The sequence below is a fragment of the Streptomyces chartreusis genome, from assembly GCF_008704715.1.
In the GTDB taxonomy this organism is placed as follows: domain Bacteria; phylum Actinomycetota; class Actinomycetes; order Streptomycetales; family Streptomycetaceae; genus Streptomyces; species Streptomyces chartreusis.
Map to the genome: position 1 here is coordinate 9,860,258 of NZ_CP023689.1, position 24,278 is coordinate 9,884,535.

Sequence of the window (24,278 nt, forward strand, 5' to 3'; positions counted from 1 at the left end):
CACCTGACGGTACGTGGCAAAGGCGCGCTCACCGTCGGATCCGAGGCCGGAGTCACGTTCGGCTCCGCCGCAAATCCGGTACCCGGCATGGTCGTTCCCTGTGCCTGCGCAGACCCCACCGGCCGGCCGGCGCCCTGCGTCACGACGGCCGCCCTGCCGCCCGGCCAGTCGCACAAGTTGTCGGTCGGCGGCACACCGGTGCTGCTGTCCACCGCACGGGGCGTCACCCTCCCGCCCGGGGCCCCACCGGGCACCTGGAGCGTGGCCGACCCCGGACAGAACCTTCTGGAGGCGATCTCATGAGCATCCCCGGTACGGGTCCGGCTCCTGGCACCATCCCCGGATTCGGCCAGGAACCCGGTCTCGACCTTGGGGGGCTCGGGTTCACCGTGCCCGGTGCCGCGCTCCCCGACCCGGCGGGCGCGCCAGGGCTCGGTCGCAGCCTCGCCATGGACGAGGGTGACCTTGTCATCGACAGCACGACCGGCAATCCCGCGACCGTCGAAGGACTGGACGCCCTGAGGCAGGCATTGACGCTGACCGTGGAGACCCAATTGGGCAGCGACCGGCTCCACACGACCTTCGGCTTCGACCGCCTCGCGGTGGGCCGCTATCCGATGAGCCGGCTCGCACGCAAGGAGTACATCCGGCTGGAACTCGTCCGCTGCCTGGCCGCCGACCGTCGCATCACCGACATCCGCGAGGTCTTCTTCCAGGACGACCCCCGCTTCTTCGAACTCCGACCCCGCGCCCAGGGATTCTCCGGTTCGCGCCCCGCGCACGATGTCCCGTCCAGTCGGTCCTACACGGCCTACGTGATCATCGAAACCGTCGCCGGCGACACGCTGACGCTCCAGTCAGGAGGACGCCTTGAATGACCACGACACCTATGGCGTGACCGCGGACGGATTCGTGGTCAAGGGCATCGACCGCATCGTCGCCGACCAGCAGAGCCGCGCCCGTGCCATGTTCGGCGACGACGTGGACCTCACGTCGGGCAGCCCTCTGCGCAAGATCCTCGATGCCGCCGCCGTACACGTCCATGAACTGTGGCAGGGCCTGGAATCCCAGTTCTACGCCAACTTCGGCACCACTGCCCAGGGCGCGGCGCTCGACCTCCTCGGCACCGACCTCGGAGTGCCCCGGCGCATGCTCCAGGCCACCGGCGAGGTGGAACTCACCCTCAGCGGCACCCCGCCAGACCAGACGCGGGTCCTGCCGCCGGGCACCGTCGTCGAGACGGAGGAACCGCCCAGGAAGAGTCTGCGCCTCCTCACCCCGGTCGTACTGAGAGCCGGCGCACAGCCGGTGCGCGCGATCGTCCGTGCCGTCGAGCGCGGCCCCGACGGCGATCTGCCGGCAGCCCGGAAACTGCGGATCGAACCCGTCTGGGCGCGTACGCATCTCAACCTCGGACCTGCCCATGTCGACGTCACCAACCCCGAGGCCATCACCGGAGGGGAGCTGCTGGAACCCGATGACGTCTATCGCGCCAGGCTGCTCGGCGTACCCCGCACGCTCTGGACCCAGGACGCCCTGGTGACCCGGATCCTGGACCTTCCCGGCGTCCGTGATGCCGCGGTCTTCGACCCGCTCGGCGGCGTGGACCCCTCGGACGGCCGGTTCGGCAGCTACCGCTTTGGACAACACGTGTTCTCCGGCAGCAGCCAGACCGGCTCCCCGTACCAGTTCGACGTCGTGGTGGCCGTCGAGCCCGGCTGGCCGTGGTTCAGGGAGGAGGGTGACATCCCGGCCGTGCACGACGTTGTGATGGACACCGTGCGCCAGTGGCGGCCGGTATCTGTCTTCCCCCGCGTCAAACCGGCCAACCAGGTCGACGTCGGCATCCGGGCCACGTTGGTGACCGATGCCGGACACAATGCCGACGCCATCAGGGGCCAACTCCTGGCCGCCCTGCACGAGGGCGTCGACCGGCTCCGGCTCGGCCGCGCCGTGCTCCACTCGGACGTCGTCCTGACCGCCCGGTCGACCCCGGGTGTGGTCGACGTGCAGAACCTTCGACTGCGCCGCAAAGCCCCGGTGTTCGGCGGCGTCATCCACCGCGGCGCGGTGTTCGGCAGCGCCCAAGAGCTCTCCGTCGGCGAGAACCTCCGGCTGGCGGCCGACGAGGTTGCCCGGTTTGCGATAGACAGCCCACTGATCGACATCCAGGTCTCGAACCTATGACCATCGACTTCCTCGGCATCATGCAACGCGGCCTCACCCCGGCCTACGACCGGGGCATGGAGCGGCTCGACATCACGCTCGAACCGGTCCCCGGGACACGGACACTGCTCGCCAGATACGGCTTTGAGGAGTACCTGAACCGGTACGGGCGGTTCCCGGACTCACCTCGCTACCTGCTGGCCCCTCGGCGGGAGCCCGCCGAACCGCTCACGGTCCGCGTCTTCTTCACCCGGGGCACGCCGCAGGGCGCAGCCCCCGAAGAGTCCGTCGACGTGCCGGTCCCCGTGGGCTGGCCAGCCGACCGGACCATGGCCGTGCCCCTTCCCGTCCGGGATGGCGAACGGACCCACCAATGGACACTCACCCGAGTCGAGCCGCTGGCTCCCGCCCCGCCGACGTCCGATGCCTGGCGTCTCACCGCACTGCTGGGCAACCTCGCCAAGGCCCTGTGGGTGATCGGGCACGACTACGAGGACCTGAGCGGACGCCTCGCCGAGGTCGCCGACCAACGCAGTGCTCGCACCGCGCGCGGCGCGAGCCTGGACCTGCTGGGCCTGGACCTCGGCGCGCCCCGCTTCCCTCCCAGGCCGCACACCTGGGACGAGGACACCGTGGCCCTCTACCACCTGGACGAGGTGGCCGGGGACGACGCCACCGTGGTCAGCGTAGGCGAGCGGTTCGGCGCCCCCAGCCACCGGTGCACCAACACGGGTGCCCGTGGCGGGCGTACCGGCCGGTTCTCACGAGCCTTCTCTTTCTCCGGCGCCGCCCGCGTCACCCTGGCCACCGACAGCCCGGACTTCGCCGTGGGGACGGAGACCTCCCTCACCGTCGAGGCGGTCGTCCGCCCGGAAACCGGCACCACCACGACCGGCGCGGTCGTCGCCAAACGCGCGGTGCTGAACACGGCGGCCTCGCCCGGCTGGGCCCTGACCATCGGCCCGTTCAGAGAGGTCGACCACAATCTGCGGCTGTCACTCGCCGACGGCGACGGCCGAACGGTAGAGCTGTACGCGGACCGGGACCTGGGCGACGGTTCCTTCCACCACGTGGCCGCGGTCGTCGAGCGATTGCCATCTCCCGCTGGAGCGCCCGCGGGCCCGCCACCGGCCCTCACCACACTGCTCCTCGACGGCCACGAGACGGTCAGGCAACGCGTGGCGCAGCTCGGCGCCCTGACCAGTCCGCACCCGCTGATCCTCGGCCAGGGACAGGAATCGGCGCCTGACGGCACCACCGCCCTCGCCCAGTTCACCGGCCTACTGGAGGAGGTGCGCATCTCGCGCACCGCTCGCACATCGTTCGCTCCCGTGACGGGGGAGGATGACGAGCACTACCGGGCGCGCCTGCACCTCTTCCAACGCTGGCTTGTACCCACCAAGGACGGCCTCCAGCATGCCCTCAATGAGACCCTCAAGGAGGCGGGGCCCCTCACTGACGACCCCCGCCTGACCGCGGACCCGGCACCGTTCGAGGTGCGCGAGGCGGAGGGCGGCCCGACGGGCGGCTCGCTGGTACTGCGCGTGCTGCCCGGCCCCCTGCGACGAGGGCAGAGCATCGCCGCCGACGGCGACCGCGGCAGCGACGAGGCCCAGGCAGTCGGGATCGCCGACGAGGAGGGCGACTTCGACGACGCCTGGCTGTGCCGGTACACCGGCGAGGACGAGGCACGTCTCGCGTTCGCCCCGGGCGAGCAGAACCGCCTGATGCAACTCCGTGTGAAGGAAGCGCTGGACATCCTCATGGAGCGCGCCGAGTCGGCCCTGGCGGGCAGGCCGGGCAGACTGCACGTCCTGCGTGCCCACGACCCGGCCGCCACCGACCTGTACAGGGTCGGAAGGGCGCTGCTCCTACGTCACGACACCCTCAACTCCGGGGAACTTGCCGTGCACGCCCACGCGGCCGGATTCGGCTGGGTGCACCACACGCTGGACGGCCTGGTCCACGTTGCCCAGCCGGCCGGTTCGGCCTTCCGGATCGTCACCGGGCCGGCCACGCCCGAGCCCCTGCTGGGTACGGACGTGCCGGCCGACGGCCATCTGGACCTCGACCTGGAGCCGAGTCCGGCTCGGCTGGCCGGGGCGGAGGTCCGATGGACGGTCACCCGCTCCGGCGCGGGGGACGCCGCGGTCAGCCAGGGCGCCACGGCCCGCCTGGACGCCCGCGCCGCGGGAGAAGTGACGGTGCAGGCCGAGGTGAAACAGGGCGGACACACCCGAGGGGTCGGCCGGATCGTGCGCATCGGCCTCTCCGCCGCCGGGCTCGCCGCTGGACAGTCGATCAGCCGCGCGGGCTTCGTCGATGTCGGCGCGCAGGCCACGGGCGGACCGTCCGCGGACAGTTTCGACCCACTTCACCTCGTCACACGTACCGACGACCTGGCGGTGCCGCCCCGCCCCGTCGAATACGGCACCGGCATCGCCAACCGGCGGATGCAGGCCGGAACCTCTCGTGCCCTCGACCGGCTGCTCGACCAGTTCGAGGGCATCCCCCACTCACTCCAGGTGCTCAGAGCGTTCGACCCCGAAGGCCCTGGCCCCTTCCGCGAGGGCAGAGCTTTGGAGCTGCGCAGTTCCGCCTTCACCGGATCTGCCCTGGCAGCGCGTGCTTTCGCCGCGGGATTCGACCTCATCGCCGTCCCGACCGACGACACACCCCCAGTACCCGGCACCGAGAACCGCATCGAGGTCACGGTCGCCTCCGGCGACCAGGTGGAGCTGAGCGGTCCCACCGAGATCAGCGTCGACGAAGCTGCGACACTCAGCGCACTCGGCCACGCCGAGCCCGTCGACGCCTGCTTCGACGACGGCGGCGGCCGGCTCTACCTCTCCCTCCAAGGGAGTCACCGGGTGACGTCCTTCGCCGTCGAGGCCGAACGCGAGGAAGACGCGCCCATGCTGACCCTGGCACGTTCGGAGCCCGTGGTGCCCTTCCCCGGCCCGCTCGCCTTTGTCGGCGGACGTCTCTACGTGGCCCATGAGCGGTCGGACACGGTCCAGGCCCTCCATCCGGTGACGCTTGCTGCGGAACCCGTTACCTTGACCGGGCCGCGTCCCGTGGCACTGGGCACCGACGGTGAACGGCTGTATGTCGCGTACGCCGGTGACAACTCGGTGCACGCGTACGACCCGGACAGTGGCCAGGAGACCGCCGGGGCGACCCTGCCGGGAACGCCTCGTGCCCTCGCGGTCGCGCCGAACAGCCAGGGGCTCGCAGTTCTGCTCGGGGGCGGGCGCATCCAGTGGCTTGGCCGCCCTGGCCTTGCCCCGCACGACGCCCCGGTCGACACGGGTGCCGTCGACGCGCCCGCCGCGGTCTTCTCACCCGATGGAAGCCGGCTCTACGTGGGGTGCGTCATCGATGCCCCGCCGACGGGACGCACCGGTGCCGTCCAACGGTATGCGGCCGACGCACGCACACCGGAGGCGACCATCGGCCGCTTCCCGCACGGCACCCTGCCCGTCGCGCTGCGGACTGTCCCGAATGCCGCCTTCGTGTACGTCGCCACTGCCGGAACCGGCTCCGTGACCGGGCGCCTCCATCTGATCGATGCGGCGAGCGGCACCCTGCTGCCCACCGTGTTCGCAACGGGTGGTGACAGCCCGGCGCTGGCGCTCAGCCCGGACGAGGCACCGTACCGGCCGTGCGTGCTGACCGCACCGCGGACGGAGGCAGCCGTGTTGCTCGCTGACCCTGCACCCGTGACCGAGAGTCCAGCACGGCCGCCACGCCTGGTCGCCCGGCGTCTGCTGGGGCCCGGAGGTGAGCAGGAACTGGCCTGGTCGGTGCTGCCGGAGGGCCCGGGACAGGCCGTTCTCCCTCCGACCAGTCGCCCCTCCGTTCGAGTCAAGGGCCTGGTACCGGGTCTCGTCGCGGTACGAGTCGGCTACTTCGACGCGAACCGGCTGCGGCCTCATCAGTGCGAGGTGCGGCTCAATCCGCGGCTTGAGGCGCTGCCCGACTTGCGTATGAGTAAGGACCGCTACGACCTGCTGTTGAACATCCTGAACTGGTTCCATCCCGTGGGAGTGGAGGTGCGGACCGCGCGTCTGCGCCGACAAGTCCCGGAACTTTCCGGTGCCGACGCCGACTTGATGCCCGCCTACACCTTCCCTACCTACCGCACGGCCGACCGACACCCCTCCCGATTCACCCACCCGGACAAGGACAAGGACGATGACCACTCCGTACGTCCCTAACTTCTCCCACGTCGACTGGATCGACAACCAGGACCGGGTCCAGGCAGGCGGCACGAATGGGTTCAATGCCCGGTTCCACGATCTCACGGCGGAGTTCGCCTCCCTGGCGGACGTCATCAACCCGTTGATCGAGGCACTGTCCCCTCCCGAGTCTTTCCTGACCCTGATGCCGGTGCTCGCTCCTCGCCGCCTTCCCCTCGGGGCACCGGGCACGGAGGGCGGCTGGGAGTTGGTCGGTGACCTCGCGCAGAAGCCGGAGGGCCCACGGGAGGCCCACGGCATCATGAACGTCAGCCTCCCCGAAGGCGCGGAGATCAAGTCGCTCAGGGTCCTGGGCGAGGAGGGAACGAGCACTGGAGCTCTGCCCACCGTCCGTCTGCAGCGGCGTGCGCTGGAAGGCAACACAGCGGCCGAGATCGTTGTCGCTACCGCCTTCGACCAAGCCTTCGCAGCCACGGACGAGACCGTCGTCAGGAACCGGACGCATCGGCACTTCATCACGGTCGACATCGTCGACGCGCCCGACGACGCGGTGAAGTTGCACTGTTTCCAGATCATGTACCGGTCCCGGACGAACTGAAGGAGGAGAGCACGATGGCGTCCATCGGTCCCCCCAACACTCAGGAAGGTGCCAGCGGCTTCGACCCGACAGGGGAGAACCCGCCAGTCAAGTTCGGCGTATGGGGGGATACTTCCAAGGGCCACGCCGTCATTGGCAGCAGCGGCAAGCCCGGCACCGGCGCAGGCGTGTTCGGTGTCAACGTCACCACCAGTGGCTTCGGGGTATTGGGCCAGGTCAACGGCGACACCGCCGTCGGGGTCGCGGGCCTCGGTTCCACGGGTACCGGTGTGTCGGGTACGAGCACGAGTGGTACGGGTGTCAAAGCTTCGAGCCCGGGGGGTGTGGCTATTCGTGCGGAGGGCGACACGGGCGTCGTTGCGTCCGGGACTCGGATAGCGGGTGAGTTCACCTCTGCGGGTACCGGTGTGTCGGGTACGAGCACGAGTGGTACGGGTGTCAAAGCTTCGAGCCCGGGGGGTGTGGCTATTCGTGCGGAGGGCGACACGGGCGTCGTTGCGTCCGGAACTCGGATAGCGGGCGAGTTCACCTCTGCGGGTACCGGTGTGTCGGGTACGAGCACGAGTGGTACGGGTGTGATGGGCTCGAGTCCTGAGGGTGTGGCGATCCGCGCGGAAGGCGATGCAGGCATTGTCGTCTCAGGAACCCGGATAGCCGCTCAATTCACCGGCGATGTCGGTATCGGCACCGGCACACCCGAGGCCGCACTGGAAATAGACCGCGGCGAGTCCGACGCCGTCGCTCTGCACCTGCGGTCCTCCGGCCCTGGGTGGGGCTCCGGTCTGCGACTGAGTAACACTGCCGACGTGGAGGGTGTCTATGGAACGTTTGCAGGGGAGGACGGTGGATGGCACTTCACTGACGTGCTTGCGGACTCCGACCGGATGGTGATCGACTCCCAGGGCTTGATCGGCATCGCAACGGATGACCCGCGGGAGCCCCTGCACGTTCACGGCGCCATCCACAGCTCGGGAGACCTGGCAGGGCTGTCGTTCATGGACCGTCAGGTCGACGGCTACGTCGCGAATCCCGGTTCTCAGGGGAGTCGCTGGATGTGGTACGCGTTCGAGGGTGGTGCGCGGCTCTGGTCGGGATCGGATCGGCTGTCGGTCCACCCCGGGGAGGGCGGTGGCCTCGATGTCGCCCGCCGCATGCGTATCCGGAAGGGCAACGACGGCTCCGCGGGACTCTGGTTCCACCAGAACGATGCAGGGGACCGGGCGTTCGTCGGGATGTCCAGCGACAACACTGTCGGGTTCTTCGGGGTCGGTGCAGTCCAATGGGGCATGCAGATGCACGTGGAGACCGGTGTGACGACCTTTGTCGGCCGACTGGAAAAGCTCGGCGGCGGCTTCAAGATCGATCACCCGCTGGACCCGGCCGGCAAGTATCTGTCGCATTCCTTCGTCGAGTCACCCCGGATGACCAACCTGTACGACGGGACCGTCGTCACCGATGAGAACGGCGACGCGAAGGTGGTCCTCCCCGACTACTTCGAGGCGCTCAATCGTGACTTCCGCTACCAGCTCACGCCGGTGGGCGAGCTGGCCATCGCCGCAGTGACCGGGGAGATCCGGGACAACAGTTTCACCATCCGCACGGACAAGCCTGGAGTCAGGGTGTGCTGGCAGGTGACAGGCGTGCGGCAGGACGCGTGGGCCAACGTGCACCGCATCGTCCCGGAGGAGGAGAAGCCGGAGGCCGAGCGGGACCGCTACCTGTGTCCAGCAGTCCACGGACAGTCGGCTGACAGGAGTGTCCTCGCCACCGTCACGGCAGGCAGGTGACTCCGGGAAGGATGAAGACCATGCAAGTTCAGATGCAGGAGCGGCTTGCCGGCCTCAAGCAGGACTTCGAGAAGGGCGAGCACCAGTTGCACAGCCTGGTTCAGCAGGAGACGGCGCTCAAGGAATCCTTGCTGCGTGTCAGCGGTGCAATTCGCGTGCTGGAAGAACTGCTGTCCACCGATCAGGAAGACACCGGGGGCGAGGGAACCGCCGGTGTCAATGAGGCCCGAGGCGACGGGCAGCGATAACAGGCCGCCTTTCCGATGGAAGGGTCATCACGATGGACAACGACGGGGACGTGGCCGGTCAGATGCGGTCCGCCTGGTGCGCGCGGCTCGGCGCCCACATCGCGGAACTACAGTCACAGATCAACAGGATCGCGAAGCTGGGACTGTCACCCGCCGACGCCGAAGTGGCGGCGAAGGCCGATGAGCAACTCGCGGCGGCGCGGCACGTCCTGAGCGAGAAGCACACATTCGTCAAGCGGATCACAGGACTGTACGCGGATGCTGCCCTGGCCAATGTCCATGAAGCCGAGGTCGCGATTCTACGGCTGCTGCCGGCCGGCGAGCTGGGATGGCGAGGGTCGCGGATCATCACCCAGGCCCGCCTGCACCTGGCTGCTGACGACCAGCGACTGGTGAACCTGGAGGCCGCGCTCGAGCGGAACAGTAACCTCCTCACTCCTGATCTGCGGGAGCTGGCCGTGAGCACCCTCCACGCAGCGCAACAGGCAGAGGAGGCGGAGCGAGCGAGAGTGCGCAGTTTCAGCCAGATCGTCGCCGCCTCCGTCGTGATCATGACCGTCATTGCCGTGTTGTTCGCCGTGTGGGGCTACGTCGTCCCTGGAGTCGCGGAGAAGTTCTGTTTCACCCCACCGAAGGGAATGGTGTGCCCCATCGGTCACTCGGCCCAAGGCGGCGACCTGCTTCTGGTGTTGTTCATAGGCGCTCTCGCGGCCGCGCTCGCGGGCGCCGTGTCACTGCGCACCATGCACGGCACGTCGGGGCCTTACCGCATCGCGGTGCTACTTCTTGTACTGCGCCTGCCGGTGGGTGCGTTGAGTGCGGCCCTGGGCATTCTGCTGATCAGCGGTGAATTTCTGCCTGGTTTGAGCAGCCTGGACAGCGAAGCCCAGATCGTCGCATGGGCGGCGGCGTTCGGAATACTCCAGGAGACGGTGACCCGCGCGGTCGACAAGCAGGGCCAGCTCGTCCTGGACAATGTCAGGGCTCCCAACCGGGGATTCGAGCACTGATCACCGACTGAGATCCCGTCCTAGAGGTGTCGGTGTGTGGTGAGCCAGTCCTGCAACTCTCGATGGCGGTATCGGTAGCCCATTCCTGAGATGTGTAGGAGGAGGCCGGCTTCGTAGGCCCAGTACAGGAAGCTGGCGAGGCGCCCAGGGCGGGTGTCGAGGGGTGCAGCACGGGAAGATCAGGCATCGGCGGCATGCTCTGGCTCGGAGCCGGGCAACGCAGATGCGTCCGAGTGCGATCCCGGTGGCGACCGAGGAGGCGTGGCTAGTCGGGGTCCAGGGGGAGTTCGCAGAACCGCGATCAGGGGTCCGGTCGCGAGCGCGTATTGGAGATCGGCCTTTGCTGGGTGGCGGGGATCGGTCGAGTTGGTGTCGCCAAGGGACGTGGTGAAGCCGACCTGACAGGGCCGAAGAGCTCGGCTCCTATCCCGAATACGAGCCCGTCGATGAGGCGGGTCGTGAGACCCCTCCGATCCCGGAGATGAGTCCCAGCGAGAGGCCCCACGCGAGGGTCTCACGGCGGCGGGCGGGGCTGCGGTCCCGGTTGAGCGTGTTGGGCTAGGCAACAGCGGAGCGGCTGGCCTGCCAAGGGGCCGCGCGGGCACGGCCATCGCTTGCTCGCCTACCTGGCCGCTGACTCCCCCCTTCAGGTCGGCGGCACCAACCTCGCCCTGCACCTGCTCTGACCACCGGCGCCGGGTGTCGGGAACCTACTGGAACGGTGGCCGTGGCCGCCGGAAAGGCGGTGTCGCCGACTGGTGAAGTCCGCTATTTCTTCGGCCCTTGATGCCAATGCGCAATGCAATCCGGTCGCCCGGACCCACGGCCCGACCGGGCGGTACGGCCAGGCTTGATCGGCCATTGCGCGAAGACGTCCGCGGCTGGTCGGTGAGATTGGTCAGCCCGAAGACGTTCTGTTCGGACGGGGTGCCTGGCGAATTGGCCTGTGTCGGCTCAGTGTTCGAGGAGTCCGGTGACTTGTGTCGAGGGTTTGACACAAGATTCCGACCGGGGCATCTTGTACCCACTGCTTGGTACAAGATGACGATGGGGGATCTCCACGTGCTCGACACCGTCCCGCTCCAGTCCCGGCTGCTCGACCACGCCGACCACTACGCCAGATGGTCCGGCCTGGCCATCGGAATCGTGGTCGCACAGCAGTTGGTCACGATGGAGAGCGACGACATCACGACCCCCCTGGTGCTGGCCATCACGGCATTCGGCCTGTGCGCGGTGGGCGGCGTCCTGCTCGGCGATGCCCTGACGCTGCGTCCCCAGGAAGCGGTACGCACCGCGAGTCTCGCCCCGCGTCTGATCCGTGACCATGTGCCGCCCCGCATGGCACCCCTGTTGCTTCTGCAAGCAGCCTCCCTCGTGGGCCTCCTGTTCATGGGTGCCGCAACGGCGTCCTCCGGCCCCGACCGGATAGGTGGCGCGGGACGTGTCATGGTCGTCGCCTGCGAAGGGGTCAGTACATCCCTCGGCCCCTGGCCCGGCCTGCACTACAGCGGCCCTATGTTCGCAGCCCTGGCGGTCGGAACCCCCGCCTGCATCTGGGCCCTGCGTCGCATCGCCTTCGGGCCCGGCGACTACCAGCAGCGCCGCGATCGCGCGTGGGCGATCATGGGAGCCTGGGGGCTGCTGGTGTCGAGTCAGGTGATCCTCGTCGTCCTGATGCTCCTCATCGCGCTCACGGACGGGGCCTGCGCCGGCCCGCTGGGCGCCGTCACCATCGTGGCGATCTGCCCCCTGGGCCTGCTGAGCGTGTTCACGTTCGGATGGTCCCTGGTGACTGTGGTGGCACCACGGGCGGTTGACGACCAGGCGGCGGACGATGGGATCTTCGACGATGAGTGAGCGCGCAGTCCGTGTCGACACCACCAGCCAGGTGCCACCGTACGAGCAGATCCGTGCCCAGCTGGCCGCACTGATCCGCACCGGCCAGTTGACCGATGGCGAGCGCTTGCCGACCGTGCGCCAGCTCGCCGCCGACCTCGATCTGGCGCCGGGCACCGTGGCCCGCGCCTACCGCGAGCTGGAGGCCGCCGAGCTGATCCGCACTCGCCGCGGCGCGGGCACCAGGGTGGCGGCCCTCCCGTCCGAACCGCACGCGCACGATGCTCACCAACTCGGCACTCTGGCCCGTGATTTCACCTCTGCTGCCCGGGCCCTGGGTGCCGGCACGGAGGACATCCTGACGGCCGTCCGCAACGCCCTGAACTCAGAGCCTGATACTGCCCCGGCCGCCGTGGACAGCGGAAAGGGTGGCCCGAGGACCACCGAGGCATCGGTGAAAGTCACGGCAGTACGGCACAGGCTTGAGCGGCAGGCGTAATCGACGGACGCCAGGAGCCTCAGGGAAGGCCGCCCCGGCCCACCCGAACTTTTCCTACCCTGAGCGAGGCTTTGAAGGGTAGGCGGGAGGAATGCAACCCATCCCGGAGCGAATGGACTGCTGATCCGGGCTGCCGCCCCATCGTGGAATCAGTGGTTCTCCGAGGCGTATCGGTATGTCGTCTCAGTTGAACAACTGTTTCAGGGCTTGCTGGTGACGGTCTGACACGCATTGCTGCAGAGAGTGAGAAGGCGATCGAGCAGGATCTGGCCTGTCGGATTACGGCTTGCAAGGGCTATGACCTGCAAGACTGGCGACGTTGGGACAAGCCTGCAGCCCACAACACTCACGACCGGCAACACCTCCAGTTTTCTGCCCGTCGCCGCGTCCTGGACGTCTTCCACGTCGTCAAGCGCGCCGCGACCGACCCGCACGGCATGGTCCGAGCCACCGCAGTGGAAACGCCCGGTCAGTACTGGGGCTGGCGCGAGGAGGCGCGGCTCGCGGTCCGGCAAGCCATCGAGGACACCGAAGGATCAGTCCGGGCCCTGGCTGTGGAAGTGCTGGGCCACCCGCGACGACAGCCGCGCGCACTTCATCGCCTAGGGCAGGGCCCGTCGAGGCGGATTCGGGTTGATTCACACCGTTGGCCCTTCAGGACGTGGGGACCCCGGGCGCTGTGTCCCCTCGGTACACATTGCGGTACGGCGCGCTCGTGTCCTCGCCGTCATCTGGCGGCACTACTGGCCGGGCGGTTGCTCAATGGCTGACGGAGACAGCCGACGAGTTGCCCATGTCCTGCGCGGACAGACCTCGCTCGCGCAGCCGGACGATGTGGTCGGCGGCTGCGGTCGCATCCGTCCGGCTCGCGCGGCCATGCGCGCGCTCTTCCGCTCGTGCCTTGTGAGCGGCTTCCAGACCGGGGGGGGCAGCGTGCAGCCGTAGTCGGCGCAGGACGGCTGGCCGTGCCGGACGCGGCTGCGCTCCGGACGGCGCGGCGATTGAGCCCGCTTCCTCCCTCACAAGTTCGACACACAGTGGTGACACATCGTCAAACCCCGTTCACCGAAGCCATGATTGAGCAATCATGTAGCGACTCGACGTGGTTCGCGGCAAGCAAGGGGGAGGCCACATGAGTGAGGAAGCGCACGGGTCCCCGGAACCGGTGTTCATCTCGTATGCCCACGACGACGACAAGCACAGCGGACGTGTGCGGGAGTTCTACCGCTTCCTCCGGTCGTGCGGGATCGCCGCCGACCTGGATCTGCCCGCGGGGGAACGCCGCCAGGACTGGGCTCTGTGGATGCTGCGCGGCATCCGTGACAGCCGTCATGTGATCGTCGTCGCTTCGCCGGAGTACAAGCGGAGGGCGGAGGGCGACGCCGGGCCGGGTGACGGCGCGGGCGTGCAGTGGGAGGCCCGGCTGCTGAGAAGTCTCGTGTACGAGAATCCCGACGCCGCGCTGAAGAAGATCGTTCCGGTCGTCCTGCCCGGAGGTTCGCCCGATGACCTGCCGGCATGGCTCGGCGGCACCACCCATACCCGCTACGACGTCGAGGGGTTCACCGTCGCGGGAGCAGAGGGCCTGCTCCGAATGCTGACCGGTCAGCCGTTCGAGACCGCGCCGCCCTTGGGGCCGGTGCCGGCGCTGCCCCCGCGTGAACCCGCTGGCATGACGGCCCGGCCTCTGACGCTGCCCGCGCCGGTCAACGTGCCGGCGCCGGTATCGGCACCGCAGCCGCCACCCGCGACGTTCGTGCTTCCGGACCAGAAGGCTCTCCTCGACGCCCTGGCCGCCTGCCCGCCGCTGCACCGGCTCGGCACCCGGCACGAACTCCTGGAACTGATGGGAGGGTTCCTCGGACTCGGACGCGTCTTCGACGTGCCCGAGTCGCCGGACACGCGGACGCATCTGCGCGCGCTGGACCGCCGGATCAGACGTACGACGCTGACCGCGGACGCGGCGCTGAAGGCGATGTATCTCGCGCTGGAGGAGATCGCGCCGGACGACGTCGGCACGCAGCGAGTACGGGAGCTGCTCGTCGCCTGCGGACTGGTGCTCGGGGAGGCGTGAGTGTCCCTCTGGCGCCGCCCCCTCGCCGGGCGCCTCGGAACGCGTCAGGTCAAGCGCCTGGGCGGTGGCCGGCACTGGAAGGCCGACCGTCAGCTGGAGGCGATCCTGCTCAGTACCGACGGGCTGCACGAGCTCGCTGTACGACAGGAGCTGCTGCTTCTGACGGGTCAGCGCATGGGCCTGGATTCCCCGCTTGTCGTGCGCGAGTCCCCGGACCCCGAGACGCATCTGCGTGCCATCGTCCGAGGCGCCCGCAGGGCCGAGGCGCTGGACGCGCTGCTCCACGCACTGTCGGTCGTCAGGCAGAACGACATCGGCACGGCGTGGTTCAGGCTCGTGGTCGAGGTGCTCACCAGGCCGAACGGTCCGCTGCCGGGCTCCTGTGTGCTCAGTATCGTCGCTGAGCTGCGTGCTCATCCGTTCGAGTTCGGGCGCACCGCTGTGATCCAGTACATGACCGAACGCCGGGCCGGTGGCCGGCCGTTGGACTGCCGCCCCGTCCTGCCGGACGTGTTGTTCCAGCTCTACGACGCCCGGGAGCGCCCTTCGGATCCGGATGCCCCCCAAAGGGACTTTCTCGGGTTTCTCCGGTTGCTCGCCGCAGAGCCGGACCGCACCAGCCGGCTCGAAGCACTTGTCCTCCCTCTCCTCGACGGCAGCCGCGGAGACCACTTGGCGCCGGGTGCCGCCGGAGTGCGGGTGAGCGGCGAGCGCCAGGTGGTCATCCAGATACGTGTCGAGGAGGAGGACGCGCCGAGCGACGTGCCCTACACCCAGCGCTCTTACTCGCTGCGTGGTTTCCACTACGAGGGAATCGTGGGCTCCAAGCCGGACTTCCACTGCTCGTGGCCCTCGCCGGGGTCGTTCACCGGCGCCGAACTGAAGCTCCGCGGTTACGAGTTCCTGTCCGCCTGGCGCGCACGGGAACAGGTGGACTGGGGCGCGAACAAGCGGGTGGAGTTCCTGCTTCCGGACTCGCTGCTCGGCTATCCCGCCGAGTTGTGGTCCAGCGTCGCGGGCGACAGCCCCCTCAGCCGCAGGTGCCAGGTTGTCGTCCGCTCCCTGAGGCGTTACAGGGACGACTTCCTGCACGACGAGTGGCGTCGGCGCTGGGAAGCCCTCGACCGGGACAGCGCGAGCGGCGACGCACTTGAGCGCATCGGCTGGATGGGGCCCGCTGCCGCGACTGCGCCGCCCTGCGGCAGCGCGAACTCCGCTGTCGAGGGCTGGCGTTCGCCGGACAGCAAGTACCAGCCGCTGCACCTGACCGGCCCCGCCGATGTCGAGGACTGGCTGCGACTCAACGCCGACCTTGCCTGCCTGGGGCTCGGCCTGCCGTACGACCCTCACGATCCCCTGATCCGGGACGCGGTGCTCGAGGCCCTGCTGGAGGACGGCATTCCCGTCATGGTCTGGCGGCGCGACGCGGGCGACCCCGCCCACCTGCTGAACGAGCTGCGTGACGCCAGACCACCCGCACTGCTGGCCGAACTGCCGGCCAGTGTTCTGGAACTGCGCAAACGCAATCGCCGTGATCCGGCGAGCCTGGGTAAGCAGATCACTCTCCTGTGGGACGACCCGACATGTGTCTTCAGGAAACAGGACAGCCCGATGACCGGCACCCGGGGCGCCGGCGAAGGAGCAGCATGACGCAGACACAGGACTGGTGGGTCTACGAGGGGACCGGTACCCCCCACGACGGCATTGAGCGTCTGCCCGAGGCGCCTCCGTGGCGGGCCTTCCGCCAGGGAGACGCGGAGCTGTTGGACACACCGCAGGTGCCTGACGACGACGCCCACCTCCGGCACCTGGGCCGCAAGGGACAGGGAGAGGCGTACCAGGCCGGCGACCGCGCGAAACACCTCGTGAATCTCGCACTGCACCTGCGTCGCCCCCTGCTGCTCACCGGCAAGCCCGGGACCGGCAAGTCCACCCTCGCCTACGCCGTCGCGCACGAACTGAAGCTCGGACCGGTGCTGCGATGGGCGATCACCAGCCGGTCCACCCTCAAGGACGGGCAGTACGAGTACGACGCCGTGGGTCGCCTCTACGACGCCGGGCTCAGCAACGCCGGAGTACTGAACAGTCCCGGAAGTGAGCGCCCCAAGCCACCGGACATCGGCGAATATCTCTGGCTCGGACCGCTCGGAACGGCGTTGCTGCCGTGGCGGCGGCCGCGGGTGTTGTTGATCGACGAGATCGACAAGAGCGACATGGACTTCCCCAACGACCTGCTGAATGTGTTCGAGGAGGGCGAGTTCGTCATCCCCGAGCTTGCGCGCCTCGGGAAGGGGAAGCAGTCCGTGATGACCGCCGACCGTGAGGTGGCGGATGTCTGGGGCGGTCAAGTGGCCTGTACCCAGTTTCCGTTCGTGGTGCTGACCAGCAACGAGGAGCGAGAGTTCCCCATGGCGTTCCTGCGCCGCTGCATCCGGCTGGAGATCGGGCCGGCGGATCACAAACAGCTGACCGGCATGGTCGCGGCGCATCTCGGTGAGCCGGGCGTCGGCGGGAACAACGGATCCGTCGAGGTGCGGGCGAAGATCATCGCCCAGTTCCTGGCAAGGCAACGGGAGATGGGCACACTGGCCAATGACCAGTTGCTCAACGCGCTGCTCATGGCGGAACGGGGACTGTGGGACACCGAGGTGGGACAGTCCTTGATCGATGAGGATCTGTTGCGCCTGCTGGATCGAGGCTGAGCCGATCGTGACGGGGGCCACGGGAGCCGTGCCGGGGGACGAGGAAGCCGCGACGGAGGCCGGGTCCGTCGGGCAGGGTGACGTGCTGCGCGAAGAGCTCGCACGCCTCCTCGACACCGGAGGCGCCCCGGACGCCGGCGACGCGCTCGATGTGCTGTGGATCGCCCGGCTCAGCGGCCTCGACCCGGTCGACTGGTCCTCACTGCGCAGCGGCGCCGACCCCACGGCACCCGCACCCCCCGCCGACGCGGCGCCACCGCCGCCGGAGGAGATCCCCGCGGCGCCACTCCCCGACTCCGAGCCCCTGGCAGGCATTCACCTCCCCGGTTCCCACGGAGCAGCCCCCGTCCGCCCCGGCGGCGCACACGCCATCCGCGTCGCGCAGCCCCCGGCTCTCGCCGACGCCCTGGCCCTGACCCGGGCGCTGCGCCCGCTGCGACAGTGGGTGCCATCCGCTCGCTCCCGTACGCTCGACGTGGCGGCGACCGCGGCGGCTTCCGGCGACACCGGCCTGCTCCTGCCGATCCTGCGCCCGGCCACCGAGCGCCGCTTCTCCGTGGACCTGTTGATCGACACGGGCACGACGATGACGGTGTGGCATCGCCTGGCCGATGAGTTACGCACCTTGTTGGCCCGGCACGGCGCCTTCGCCGACGTACGTGCCTGGGCGCTGAACACGGACGGTCCGGAGCCCACGCTCGCGCCGTTTCGGAGAGGAGCGCAGGCCGCATCGCCGACCCGGCACTGGAAGCAGTCCTTGGCGGACCCGGCCGGCCGGCGCGCGGTGCTGGTCCTGACTGATGGTGTGGGTCCCGCCTGGTACGGCACGGAGTTGCCCGCGGCCCTCGCCGAGTGGTCCGCCCGGCGCCCGGTCGCCGCGCTCCAGGTCCTGCCCAGCCGACTGTGGCACCGCACGGCGTTGCGCGCCATGCCCGTGAGGGCGCGAGGCGTCGAGGCCCAGCGCGCCGCGATCGAGGTACGGTCGTCGGGGCCGTTGCCGGGTGTCGCACGCGGGCGGGCGGGCGCGGAGGACCGGGCGCGTATCCGCTGGCTGCCTACCGTGGAGGTCTCGGGCGACTGGCTGAGTCCATGGGCCAGGCTGGTGTCCGGCCGCACGGTGGAGTGGGTGCCGTTGCGGGCGGTACCGCTGACCGTCAGGCGTCCGGGCCCCGCTGATCCGGTGGGCGTGCCGAACACCCCGGCGGGCTGGGTCGAGCGCTTCGAGGAGGGCTACTCGCCGGAGGCGTTCGGTCTGCTGCGGTTGCTGGCCGCCGCTCCGCTGAGCCTGCCCGTGATGCGGCTGGTCCAGCGCACCATGATCCCGTCCTCCACACCCATGCATCTCGCCGAGATCTTCCTGTCCGGGCTGCTGGTCCGCCGCAGTCCGGCCGAGCCCGGCGAGGACCCGGACGGTGTGCTCTATGACTTCCGCGACGGGGTGCGCGAAACCTTGCTCGAACGGCTCACCCGCACAGAGTCCTTGCTGGTGCTGGAGCAGGTCATCGACGGGGTGAGCGAGCGGGTGGCGGCGACGTTCGGAGGAGTCACCGACTTCGGCGCGCTCGTGACCGCCGTGGAGGAGAACGGCGGGCTGGACGGCCTGGAACTGCCGGAAGGAAGCCGGGCGTTCGCGGAAGTGGCGCTGGTGGTCATCGGCGGAGTCGGCGGTGACTATCGGGAGGTGGCCGCGAAGCTGGCGAGACGGCACAGCGGGGCGGTGGCTTTGTCGGAGCCGCCGCCGGCCGGACCGGTGCCGAAGGAGCGGGAGAAGCCCCGGCGCCGGAGACGACTGCTTCCGTGGCTTCGGTCGAGGACCGTCACGATGACCGTGGGGAACGTCCAGGTGAGCGTCGGCGTCGGCGGCGACCTGGAGGCAACCCGGGCGCCGGAGACGTTGCCAAGCCGGGTCCCCGAACTGCCGCCGTTCCACATGCACCGCAGTGAGAGCAGGGACGTTGTGCGGGTGCTGTTCCAGGGCTCTCGCGCGGGAAGCGCACGCTATCCCGTCCGAATGAGGGCGACGTGTGTGATCGAGGGGGAGGCGGGCGTCGGCAAGACCGTCCTGGCCGCCGACTGCGCCGAGCGTCTGGCCCCGGATTTCACCATGGTCAGATGGATCCGCGCGGACAGCCGCGAGACTCTGCTGGGAGACTTGGCGAGGTTCGCCGACGACCTGGGAATCCCCCGTGTCGAAGAGGTGAACCCCTCCATTCCCGCACGGCGCCTTGCCGACTTGCGTGCCTATCTGACCCGGCATCCCGGCTGGCTGCTGGTCTATGACGGCGTCAACTCCACGACCTTCGCCTCCGATCCCGGCGATCCCGTCGAGTTGCAGGGGCTGTGCCTGCCCCCCACCGGGTACGGCAGCGTGTTGGTGACCTCGACGGATCGGACATGGTGGCCGACGGCGGCGGACCACCTGGAGCTGACGGATCCCGACCCCGAGTCGGCCCTGACGTACCTCCGGGCGATGCTTGCCGAGCACAGGGGCAAGGCGTGGAAATGGAGCGAGGAACTGGCCGATCTCGTCGGTGTCGTGGGAACGCGAGTGTCGGTCCTGGCGCACTGCGTCTCGAAGCTCTACGAGGAGAGTCAGACAGTCGGCAGTCTCGCGGTGGAAGCCCTGGTGGGCCGCAAAGAGGTCGGCCAGCTGATGGGTTCGCTCGTCTGGATCACTCGGCGCGGTGGCTTCGTCGCCTCTGGCGTCGCCGTGCGGTCCGACGCCGTGCTGACCTCCGGCTTTGACCCGGCCTCCGGGCCGTTCCGGATTCATCGTCCGGACGGCCGGGCCTTCTCGGCCGGCCAAGTGGTGACGCGTGACAGTGTGCCAGGGCTCATCATGTTGCGAGTGGAGGCACACCTTCTTCCGGAACCACCGCTCTCCCCACCGGGCAACCGGGTGGTGGGTGCGGCCTGGTACACGACCGGGCGGTCCTCGAAGAAGCCGGTGTGCACGGTGGCCCTTACCGCCTCGCAGCCGGGACGCAGCGTCAAGGGGGCTGCGCTTTTCGACAACGCCGGAAACCTGCACTCCATCGTGGCATCGGACCGCGGGACTGTTTCGGAGTGGCGCCTCACGCCGCTGCTCATGGCCGAATTCATGGCGGTGGGCAAGCCGGGAGCGGTGATGCATGTTCGGGACCGTCAGCCCGAGGCCGGACTGCCCGTCAAACAGCCGAAGCAGGGGCCGCTGTTCTATCTGAGCTATGCCCGCACACCAGCTGTTCGCGTGCGGGCGCCCAGCCGTGAGCATCGATTCTTCGACGATCTGGTCCGGCAACTCGCGGAGCTGACCCACACCCCGGACGACGCCCTCGGCTTCATCGACACTACGCTGCCCGCAGGTAGGGAATGGGAGAAGGCGATGAAGGAAGCGTTGGCGACGGCCAGTGTATTCGTCCCCCTCTACTCGCCCCGTTACTTCAGGAGCGCCCAGTGCGGCATGGAATGGGATGCCTTCGGCCGGCGCCAGGAACGCGACAGCCGTCTGCGTGGCCGTCACAGTTCCGCGATCGTACCCGTGCTCTGGGCTTCCACCGATCCCAGACATCTGCCGTCGGTCAGCTGGGGCATCCAGTACACCAGCCAGGAGCTCGGCCGTGCCTACGCGGACAGAGGCATGCTGGGGCTGATGGAGTTCGGCGGGCGCGGTGCATACGAACGCGGGGTCCGGCATATCGCCGAGATGATCGTCCGGACGGCAGACGCGACCCCTCTGGCACCTTGCGACCCCGGCCTCTTCGAGAGCCTGCACAACGTCTTCGAGGACGAGGAGTCTTAGACAACGAACCCCTCGGCGGACTCGACCGTGTCGGTGTGGGCTGGGGCTGTCTCTGCGACAGGCGAACAGGTCAACCCGCACGTCCATTCCCTTGCACAGCCGTCCGACAGACCTCCCGTAACGGGATATCAGTCGGGGTAAGCCGGCCGCGGCCACGGCACCGGCAGACCTACGGGGCGTGCGAGGCCGACCTCGACCGCGACATCAACGCGGCGGTCAGTGTCACCGAAGCCGCCTGGCCGACGGTGTCAGCCTGGTGAGCGACGGTAGGACGATGCCCCCAGCGAGGTCGTCGACTACCGGCCCGGCCCGCCCCTTCGCGAACACCTCGGCCGCACGGCCGCCGCTCGCCTGGCCAGTACGCCCCAGGAAGGTGAGAAGTGAGTCCATGTTCTATCTGCGCACCCAGGTCGACTAGGACAGCACCACTCTCTACCGCCTCTTCCATCAAGGGGACCGCCCCTATCGGAGCGACCGCGACTACGAGGCCTCGAACGCCATGCCCGCTGCCCCACTCGTGCTCGACGCACTCCTGACACCAAGCACCCAAGCCCAGCACATTCGATGGTCCAGGTTCCGGATGATCCGAACGACGAAGCTTCCAGGTCAGGCACGTGCCCGATTGTGTCGACCGCGGCTGTGCCCCCGGTATGCAGACGGATCTCAGCAGCTGCGGGTGAGCCAGCCGTACAACCTCCTGAATGACTGCAGCCCACGGCCCACGGCCCACGGCAGCCCGCGCGGCGTGACTCCCCCGGGGGAGCGGGAGCTACCGCATTCGGCGGCCGGACGACGTCGATCGGGGCGCGAGCCTGAAGGGCGGTGTGACCGTCGCAGACACCGGGTCCCTGGACTCCCCACGGCCAGCCGGTGACGATGCCTCGGCAGGCCGCGAAGGATCTGGTGCGATCATGCCTGCAACCCCTCACATGTCCAGGACGACATGGGAGTCGGGCCGGGCGCAGCAGATGAGCACTTCACCGTCGGCGGGAGCCTCCAGCGGAGTGGTCTCGTAGGCGACATCGCCCGTCAGAAGGGGAGTCACGCAGGTGTGACAGACCCCTGTACGGCAACTCCAGCGCACCGGGACATCGCATGCCTCGGCGAGTTCGAGCAGGCTGCCGCCGGTGTCGGGGAACGGCGTGGAGATGCCGCTGCGGGCGAAGGTCACCTCCGGACCGGTACCCGGCGCCCCCGGCGGCTGGTGGGGCTGCCGGTCAGTCTGCTCCCGCAGGCCAGGGGTGATCGCACCCAGCGCGCCGAAGAGCTCCGAATGAACCGCGGACGGATCGAGGCCGGCGGCGGACAGGGCGTCCTTCACAGCGGACATGAAGGAGGCCGGCCCGCAGACATACGCAGTGGCGTCGCGCGGCACCCCCAGAGCGATCACGGCGTCCTTGCTCAGGCGGGCATGGATGATGTCGCCGTCGGTCGTCCTCGAAGCGGACGCGGCACCGCTGTAGAAGATGAACTCCCGGGCGTGTGGCAGCGAGCCGATCAAGGCGTGCGCCTCGGCCGCCAGCGGGTGTTCCTGCGAGCTCCGGGCACTGTGGATCCACCAGACCTCACGCTCGCTGCGGGATTCTGACAGTTCGTGCAGCATCGCCAGCACCGGAGTCAGCCCGATGCCGGCGGAGACGAGGAGAACGGGAGCCGTGCCCGGCTTGAGCACGAAGTCCCCTCGGGGGGCTGCGACGTCGACCGTGGCCCCTGGCCGAAGCTTGGTCGTCAGGTACGTACTGGCGACGCCACGAGGCTCGTGCTTCACGCTGATGCGATAGCGGCCGTCCACGGCGGCCGAGGACAGAGAGTAGCTGCGTACCGGCGCAGGATCCGCGGCCCCGGGAACGCGGAGCGTCAGGTGCTGCCCACCGCGGGCAGGAGGGAGCCGCGAGCCGTCCGGGGCGGCCAACTGTATCGAGGAAACCGTGGCGGTCTCGTGCACCACCGAGGCGACCCGCAGACCCCTGAATCCCTCCCAGGCCGGTTCGCCACCCGTGGCTTCCGCCGCCGCGCCCCCGTGCTCCGCCGCCGCGAGCAGTTCCTGGAAGGACCCCAGCCAGCCAGGGCTCAGCGCGGGAATCCGCACAGCGCGGTGCAGCTTTTCGATATCCCGGTCGGGCAGGTAGAGCAGCGCATCCGTATCGGTCACGCTCAGCGCTCCCGGCCCGGAACTGATCTTGATGATGTCGTCGCCCGCCTGGATGCGGCCCTCTCGAAGGACGCGCATGTAAAAGCCTGGACGGTGATGGCTCACCAAGAGGGCAGGCAGAGAGGGCTCTCCCATGCGCAGCCCCACCCGGTAGCAGGTGACGCGTGGCTGGGTGACCTCGAACTCGGCCTCGCCGATGCGGAATCGGTCGCCGATGCAGACCTCGTCGTCCGCGAGGCCTTCGACGGTGAGGTTCTCACCGAACTGGCCGTACTCCAGGTCGTCCCGGCGCAGGTGGCGTTGCCAGTGCCGGTAGGAGTCGATCTGATAGACGAGGACTGCCCGCTGTTCCCCACCGTGGCCGGCTTTGTCCCCCTGGCCGTCGCCGTCGAGGTTCAGACGCCGCGCCATGACCGGCCCGCGCACCGGATACTTCCAGACACCGGTGTAGACGGTTCGACCCCGCCACGGCACGTTCTTGGGCATCCCGACATTCACCGACAGCAAAGACGGCATGGCATCTCCTTCCGCACCAGGGCGCCGCCACGATCATCCGTGCTCACTTGCCGGGGTCTCGTGCCTCGTCGAGGTTGAGGTCGAGGTTGCGGTCCACGCCGTGCGAGACCACCTTCTGCCCGGACTCCAGCCTCAGCCGCACGCCGCCGAGGGAGACCTCGATCTCGTCCGGCTCTAAAGACACCATCCCGCAGACACGGCCCACCTCGTCCCAGGCATCCTCGTACGACCACGTGGCACGGTTCCCGCCGCCGATGTCGTAGTAGCAGCATCCGCACTCGTACATGACCAGAGAGCGCTCGCTGGCAGCGACTACCTGATCGCCGATACGGACAACGAGATGCTGGCTGGTGGAGCGGATGTCCCAGGAACCGGCCCACTGCCTCTTGGAGCAAGTGGCCCGTATTGTCAGGATAGCCCTGTCGTCCGGTTTTCGAGCAGGGAATGACCGCCGCTGAGCAGCGAGATCTCGGCGACGGCCACGTCCTCGGCGAAGGCGAGCGTCGTTTCGGGAACGAAGATCTCCGTTGCGGCCCCATACCGTGAGCACGGGCACTCCGGCTCTCCCGCCGATCAGCATGCAGCTTGGCGTACGGCGGGAGGTTGCCGGCATAGTCGGCGATTGGTCGATCTCTGCTGTGCCGAGTGGGCGCGCACGGCTTCCAGAACTCCTCCGCGAAGCCGACCTCATATCTGTTGCCGTTCTG

General features: G+C 68.9%; 16 protein-coding genes. 14 read left to right on the forward strand and 2 right to left on the reverse strand.

Going from position 1 to position 24,278, the window contains the following annotated elements; genetic code table 11:
• The first annotated feature begins 87 nt into the window (after positions 1 to 87).
• From CP983_RS43495 to CP983_RS43560, 14 genes are all read left to right on the forward strand, one after another.
• Positions 88 to 303, forward strand: a complete 216-nt coding sequence (locus CP983_RS43495; RefSeq protein ID WP_150506178.1) for a hypothetical protein — start codon at positions 88 to 90, stop codon at positions 301 to 303.
• Complete coding sequence (locus CP983_RS43500) at positions 300 to 878, forward strand: GPW/gp25 family protein (protein ID WP_150506180.1); 579 nt, start codon at positions 300 to 302, stop codon at positions 876 to 878. Before CP983_RS43495 ends, CP983_RS43500 begins: the two co-directional genes overlap by 4 nt.
• Positions 871 to 2,187, forward strand: a complete 1,317-nt coding sequence (locus tag CP983_RS43505) for a baseplate J/gp47 family protein (RefSeq protein WP_150506181.1) — start codon at positions 871 to 873, stop codon at positions 2,185 to 2,187. The genes CP983_RS43500 and CP983_RS43505 overlap by 8 nt, the downstream gene beginning before the upstream one ends.
• Positions 2,184 to 6,386: a LamG-like jellyroll fold domain-containing protein gene (locus tag CP983_RS43510; RefSeq protein ID WP_150506183.1), complete on the forward strand. Its 4,203-nt coding sequence runs from the start codon at positions 2,184 to 2,186 to the stop codon at positions 6,384 to 6,386. The genes CP983_RS43505 and CP983_RS43510 overlap by 4 nt, the downstream gene beginning before the upstream one ends.
• Complete coding sequence (locus CP983_RS43515) at positions 6,364 to 6,966, forward strand: hypothetical protein (RefSeq protein WP_150506185.1); 603 nt, start codon at positions 6,364 to 6,366, stop codon at positions 6,964 to 6,966. Before CP983_RS43510 ends, CP983_RS43515 begins: the two co-directional genes overlap by 23 nt.
• Positions 6,967 to 6,980: 14 nt before the next feature.
• A complete protein-coding gene (locus tag CP983_RS43520; RefSeq protein WP_150506187.1) occupies positions 6,981 to 8,753 on the forward strand; it encodes an autotransporter outer membrane beta-barrel domain-containing protein in 1,773 nt (590 codons plus the stop codon).
• A gap of 11 nt (positions 8,754 to 8,764) precedes the next feature.
• On the forward strand, positions 8,765 to 9,001 hold the full coding sequence (locus CP983_RS43525) for a hypothetical protein (protein ID WP_167537855.1): 237 nt from the start codon (positions 8,765 to 8,767) through the stop codon (positions 8,999 to 9,001).
• 32 nt (positions 9,002 to 9,033) lie between these two features.
• A complete protein-coding gene (locus CP983_RS43530; RefSeq protein ID WP_150506191.1) occupies positions 9,034 to 10,011 on the forward strand; it encodes a hypothetical protein in 978 nt (325 codons plus the stop codon).
• Between the two features lie 1,047 nt (positions 10,012 to 11,058).
• Positions 11,059 to 11,868 carry a hypothetical protein gene (locus CP983_RS43535; protein WP_229915112.1) on the forward strand — a complete coding sequence of 270 codons (810 nt, stop codon included), beginning with the start codon at positions 11,059 to 11,061 and terminating at the stop codon, positions 11,866 to 11,868.
• Positions 11,861 to 12,346: a GntR family transcriptional regulator gene (locus CP983_RS43540; protein ID WP_150506195.1), complete on the forward strand. Its 486-nt coding sequence runs from the start codon at positions 11,861 to 11,863 to the stop codon at positions 12,344 to 12,346. Before CP983_RS43535 ends, CP983_RS43540 begins: the two co-directional genes overlap by 8 nt.
• A 1,132-nt stretch (positions 12,347 to 13,478) precedes the next feature.
• A complete protein-coding gene (locus CP983_RS43545) occupies positions 13,479 to 14,420 on the forward strand; it encodes a TIR domain-containing protein (protein WP_150506197.1) in 942 nt (313 codons plus the stop codon).
• Positions 14,421 to 16,070, forward strand: a complete 1,650-nt coding sequence (locus CP983_RS43550; RefSeq protein ID WP_150506198.1) for a VMAP-C domain-containing protein — start codon at positions 14,421 to 14,423, stop codon at positions 16,068 to 16,070.
• A complete protein-coding gene (locus CP983_RS43555; RefSeq protein WP_150506200.1) occupies positions 16,067 to 17,122 on the forward strand; it encodes an AAA family ATPase in 1,056 nt (351 codons plus the stop codon). Before CP983_RS43550 ends, CP983_RS43555 begins: the two co-directional genes overlap by 4 nt.
• Positions 17,123 to 17,129: 7 nt before the next feature.
• Positions 17,130 to 20,903, forward strand: a complete 3,774-nt coding sequence (locus CP983_RS43560; RefSeq protein WP_150506202.1) for a TIR-like protein FxsC — start codon at positions 17,130 to 17,132, stop codon at positions 20,901 to 20,903.
• 925 nt (positions 20,904 to 21,828) lie between these two features.
• Here the strand turns inward: CP983_RS43560 and CP983_RS43565 are convergent.
• Both CP983_RS43565 and CP983_RS44230 read right to left on the reverse strand, forming a co-directional pair.
• A complete protein-coding gene (locus tag CP983_RS43565; RefSeq protein ID WP_150506204.1) occupies positions 21,829 to 23,571 on the reverse strand; it encodes an MOSC and FAD-binding oxidoreductase domain-containing protein in 1,743 nt (580 codons plus the stop codon).
• A 43-nt stretch (positions 23,572 to 23,614) separates the two neighbouring features.
• Complete coding sequence (locus CP983_RS44230) at positions 23,615 to 23,758, reverse strand: hypothetical protein (protein WP_167537856.1); 144 nt, start codon at positions 23,756 to 23,758, stop codon at positions 23,615 to 23,617.
• Positions 23,759 to 24,278: the final 520 nt, after the last annotated feature.

Bases quoted from the DNA above. Each gene is read 5' to 3' on its own strand.
- CP983_RS43495 (WP_150506178.1), top strand. From the start codon at position 88: ATGGTCGTTCCCTGTGCCTGCGCAGACCCCACCGGCCGGCCGGCGCCC.
- CP983_RS43500 (WP_150506180.1), top strand. From the start codon at position 300: ATGAGCATCCCCGGTACGGGTCCGGCTCCTGGCACCATCCCCGGATTC.
- CP983_RS43510 (WP_150506183.1), top strand. From the start codon at position 2,184: ATGACCATCGACTTCCTCGGCATCATGCAACGCGGCCTCACCCCGGCC.
- CP983_RS43515 (WP_150506185.1), top strand. From the start codon at position 6,364: ATGACCACTCCGTACGTCCCTAACTTCTCCCACGTCGACTGGATCGAC.
- CP983_RS43520 (WP_150506187.1), top strand. From the start codon at position 6,981: ATGGCGTCCATCGGTCCCCCCAACACTCAGGAAGGTGCCAGCGGCTTC.
- CP983_RS43525 (WP_167537855.1), top strand. From the start codon at position 8,765: ATGAAGACCATGCAAGTTCAGATGCAGGAGCGGCTTGCCGGCCTCAAG.
- CP983_RS43530 (WP_150506191.1), top strand. From the start codon at position 9,034: ATGGACAACGACGGGGACGTGGCCGGTCAGATGCGGTCCGCCTGGTGC.
- CP983_RS43535 (WP_229915112.1), top strand. From the start codon at position 11,059: ATGGGGGATCTCCACGTGCTCGACACCGTCCCGCTCCAGTCCCGGCTG.
- CP983_RS43540 (WP_150506195.1), top strand. From the start codon at position 11,861: ATGAGTGAGCGCGCAGTCCGTGTCGACACCACCAGCCAGGTGCCACCG.
- CP983_RS43545 (WP_150506197.1), top strand. From the start codon at position 13,479: ATGAGTGAGGAAGCGCACGGGTCCCCGGAACCGGTGTTCATCTCGTAT.
- CP983_RS43555 (WP_150506200.1), top strand. From the start codon at position 16,067: ATGACGCAGACACAGGACTGGTGGGTCTACGAGGGGACCGGTACCCCC.
- CP983_RS43565 (WP_150506204.1), bottom strand. From the start codon at position 23,571: ATGCCGTCTTTGCTGTCGGTGAATGTCGGGATGCCCAAGAACGTGCCG.
- CP983_RS44230 (WP_167537856.1), bottom strand. From the start codon at position 23,758: ATGGTGTCTTTAGAGCCGGACGAGATCGAGGTCTCCCTCGGCGGCGTG.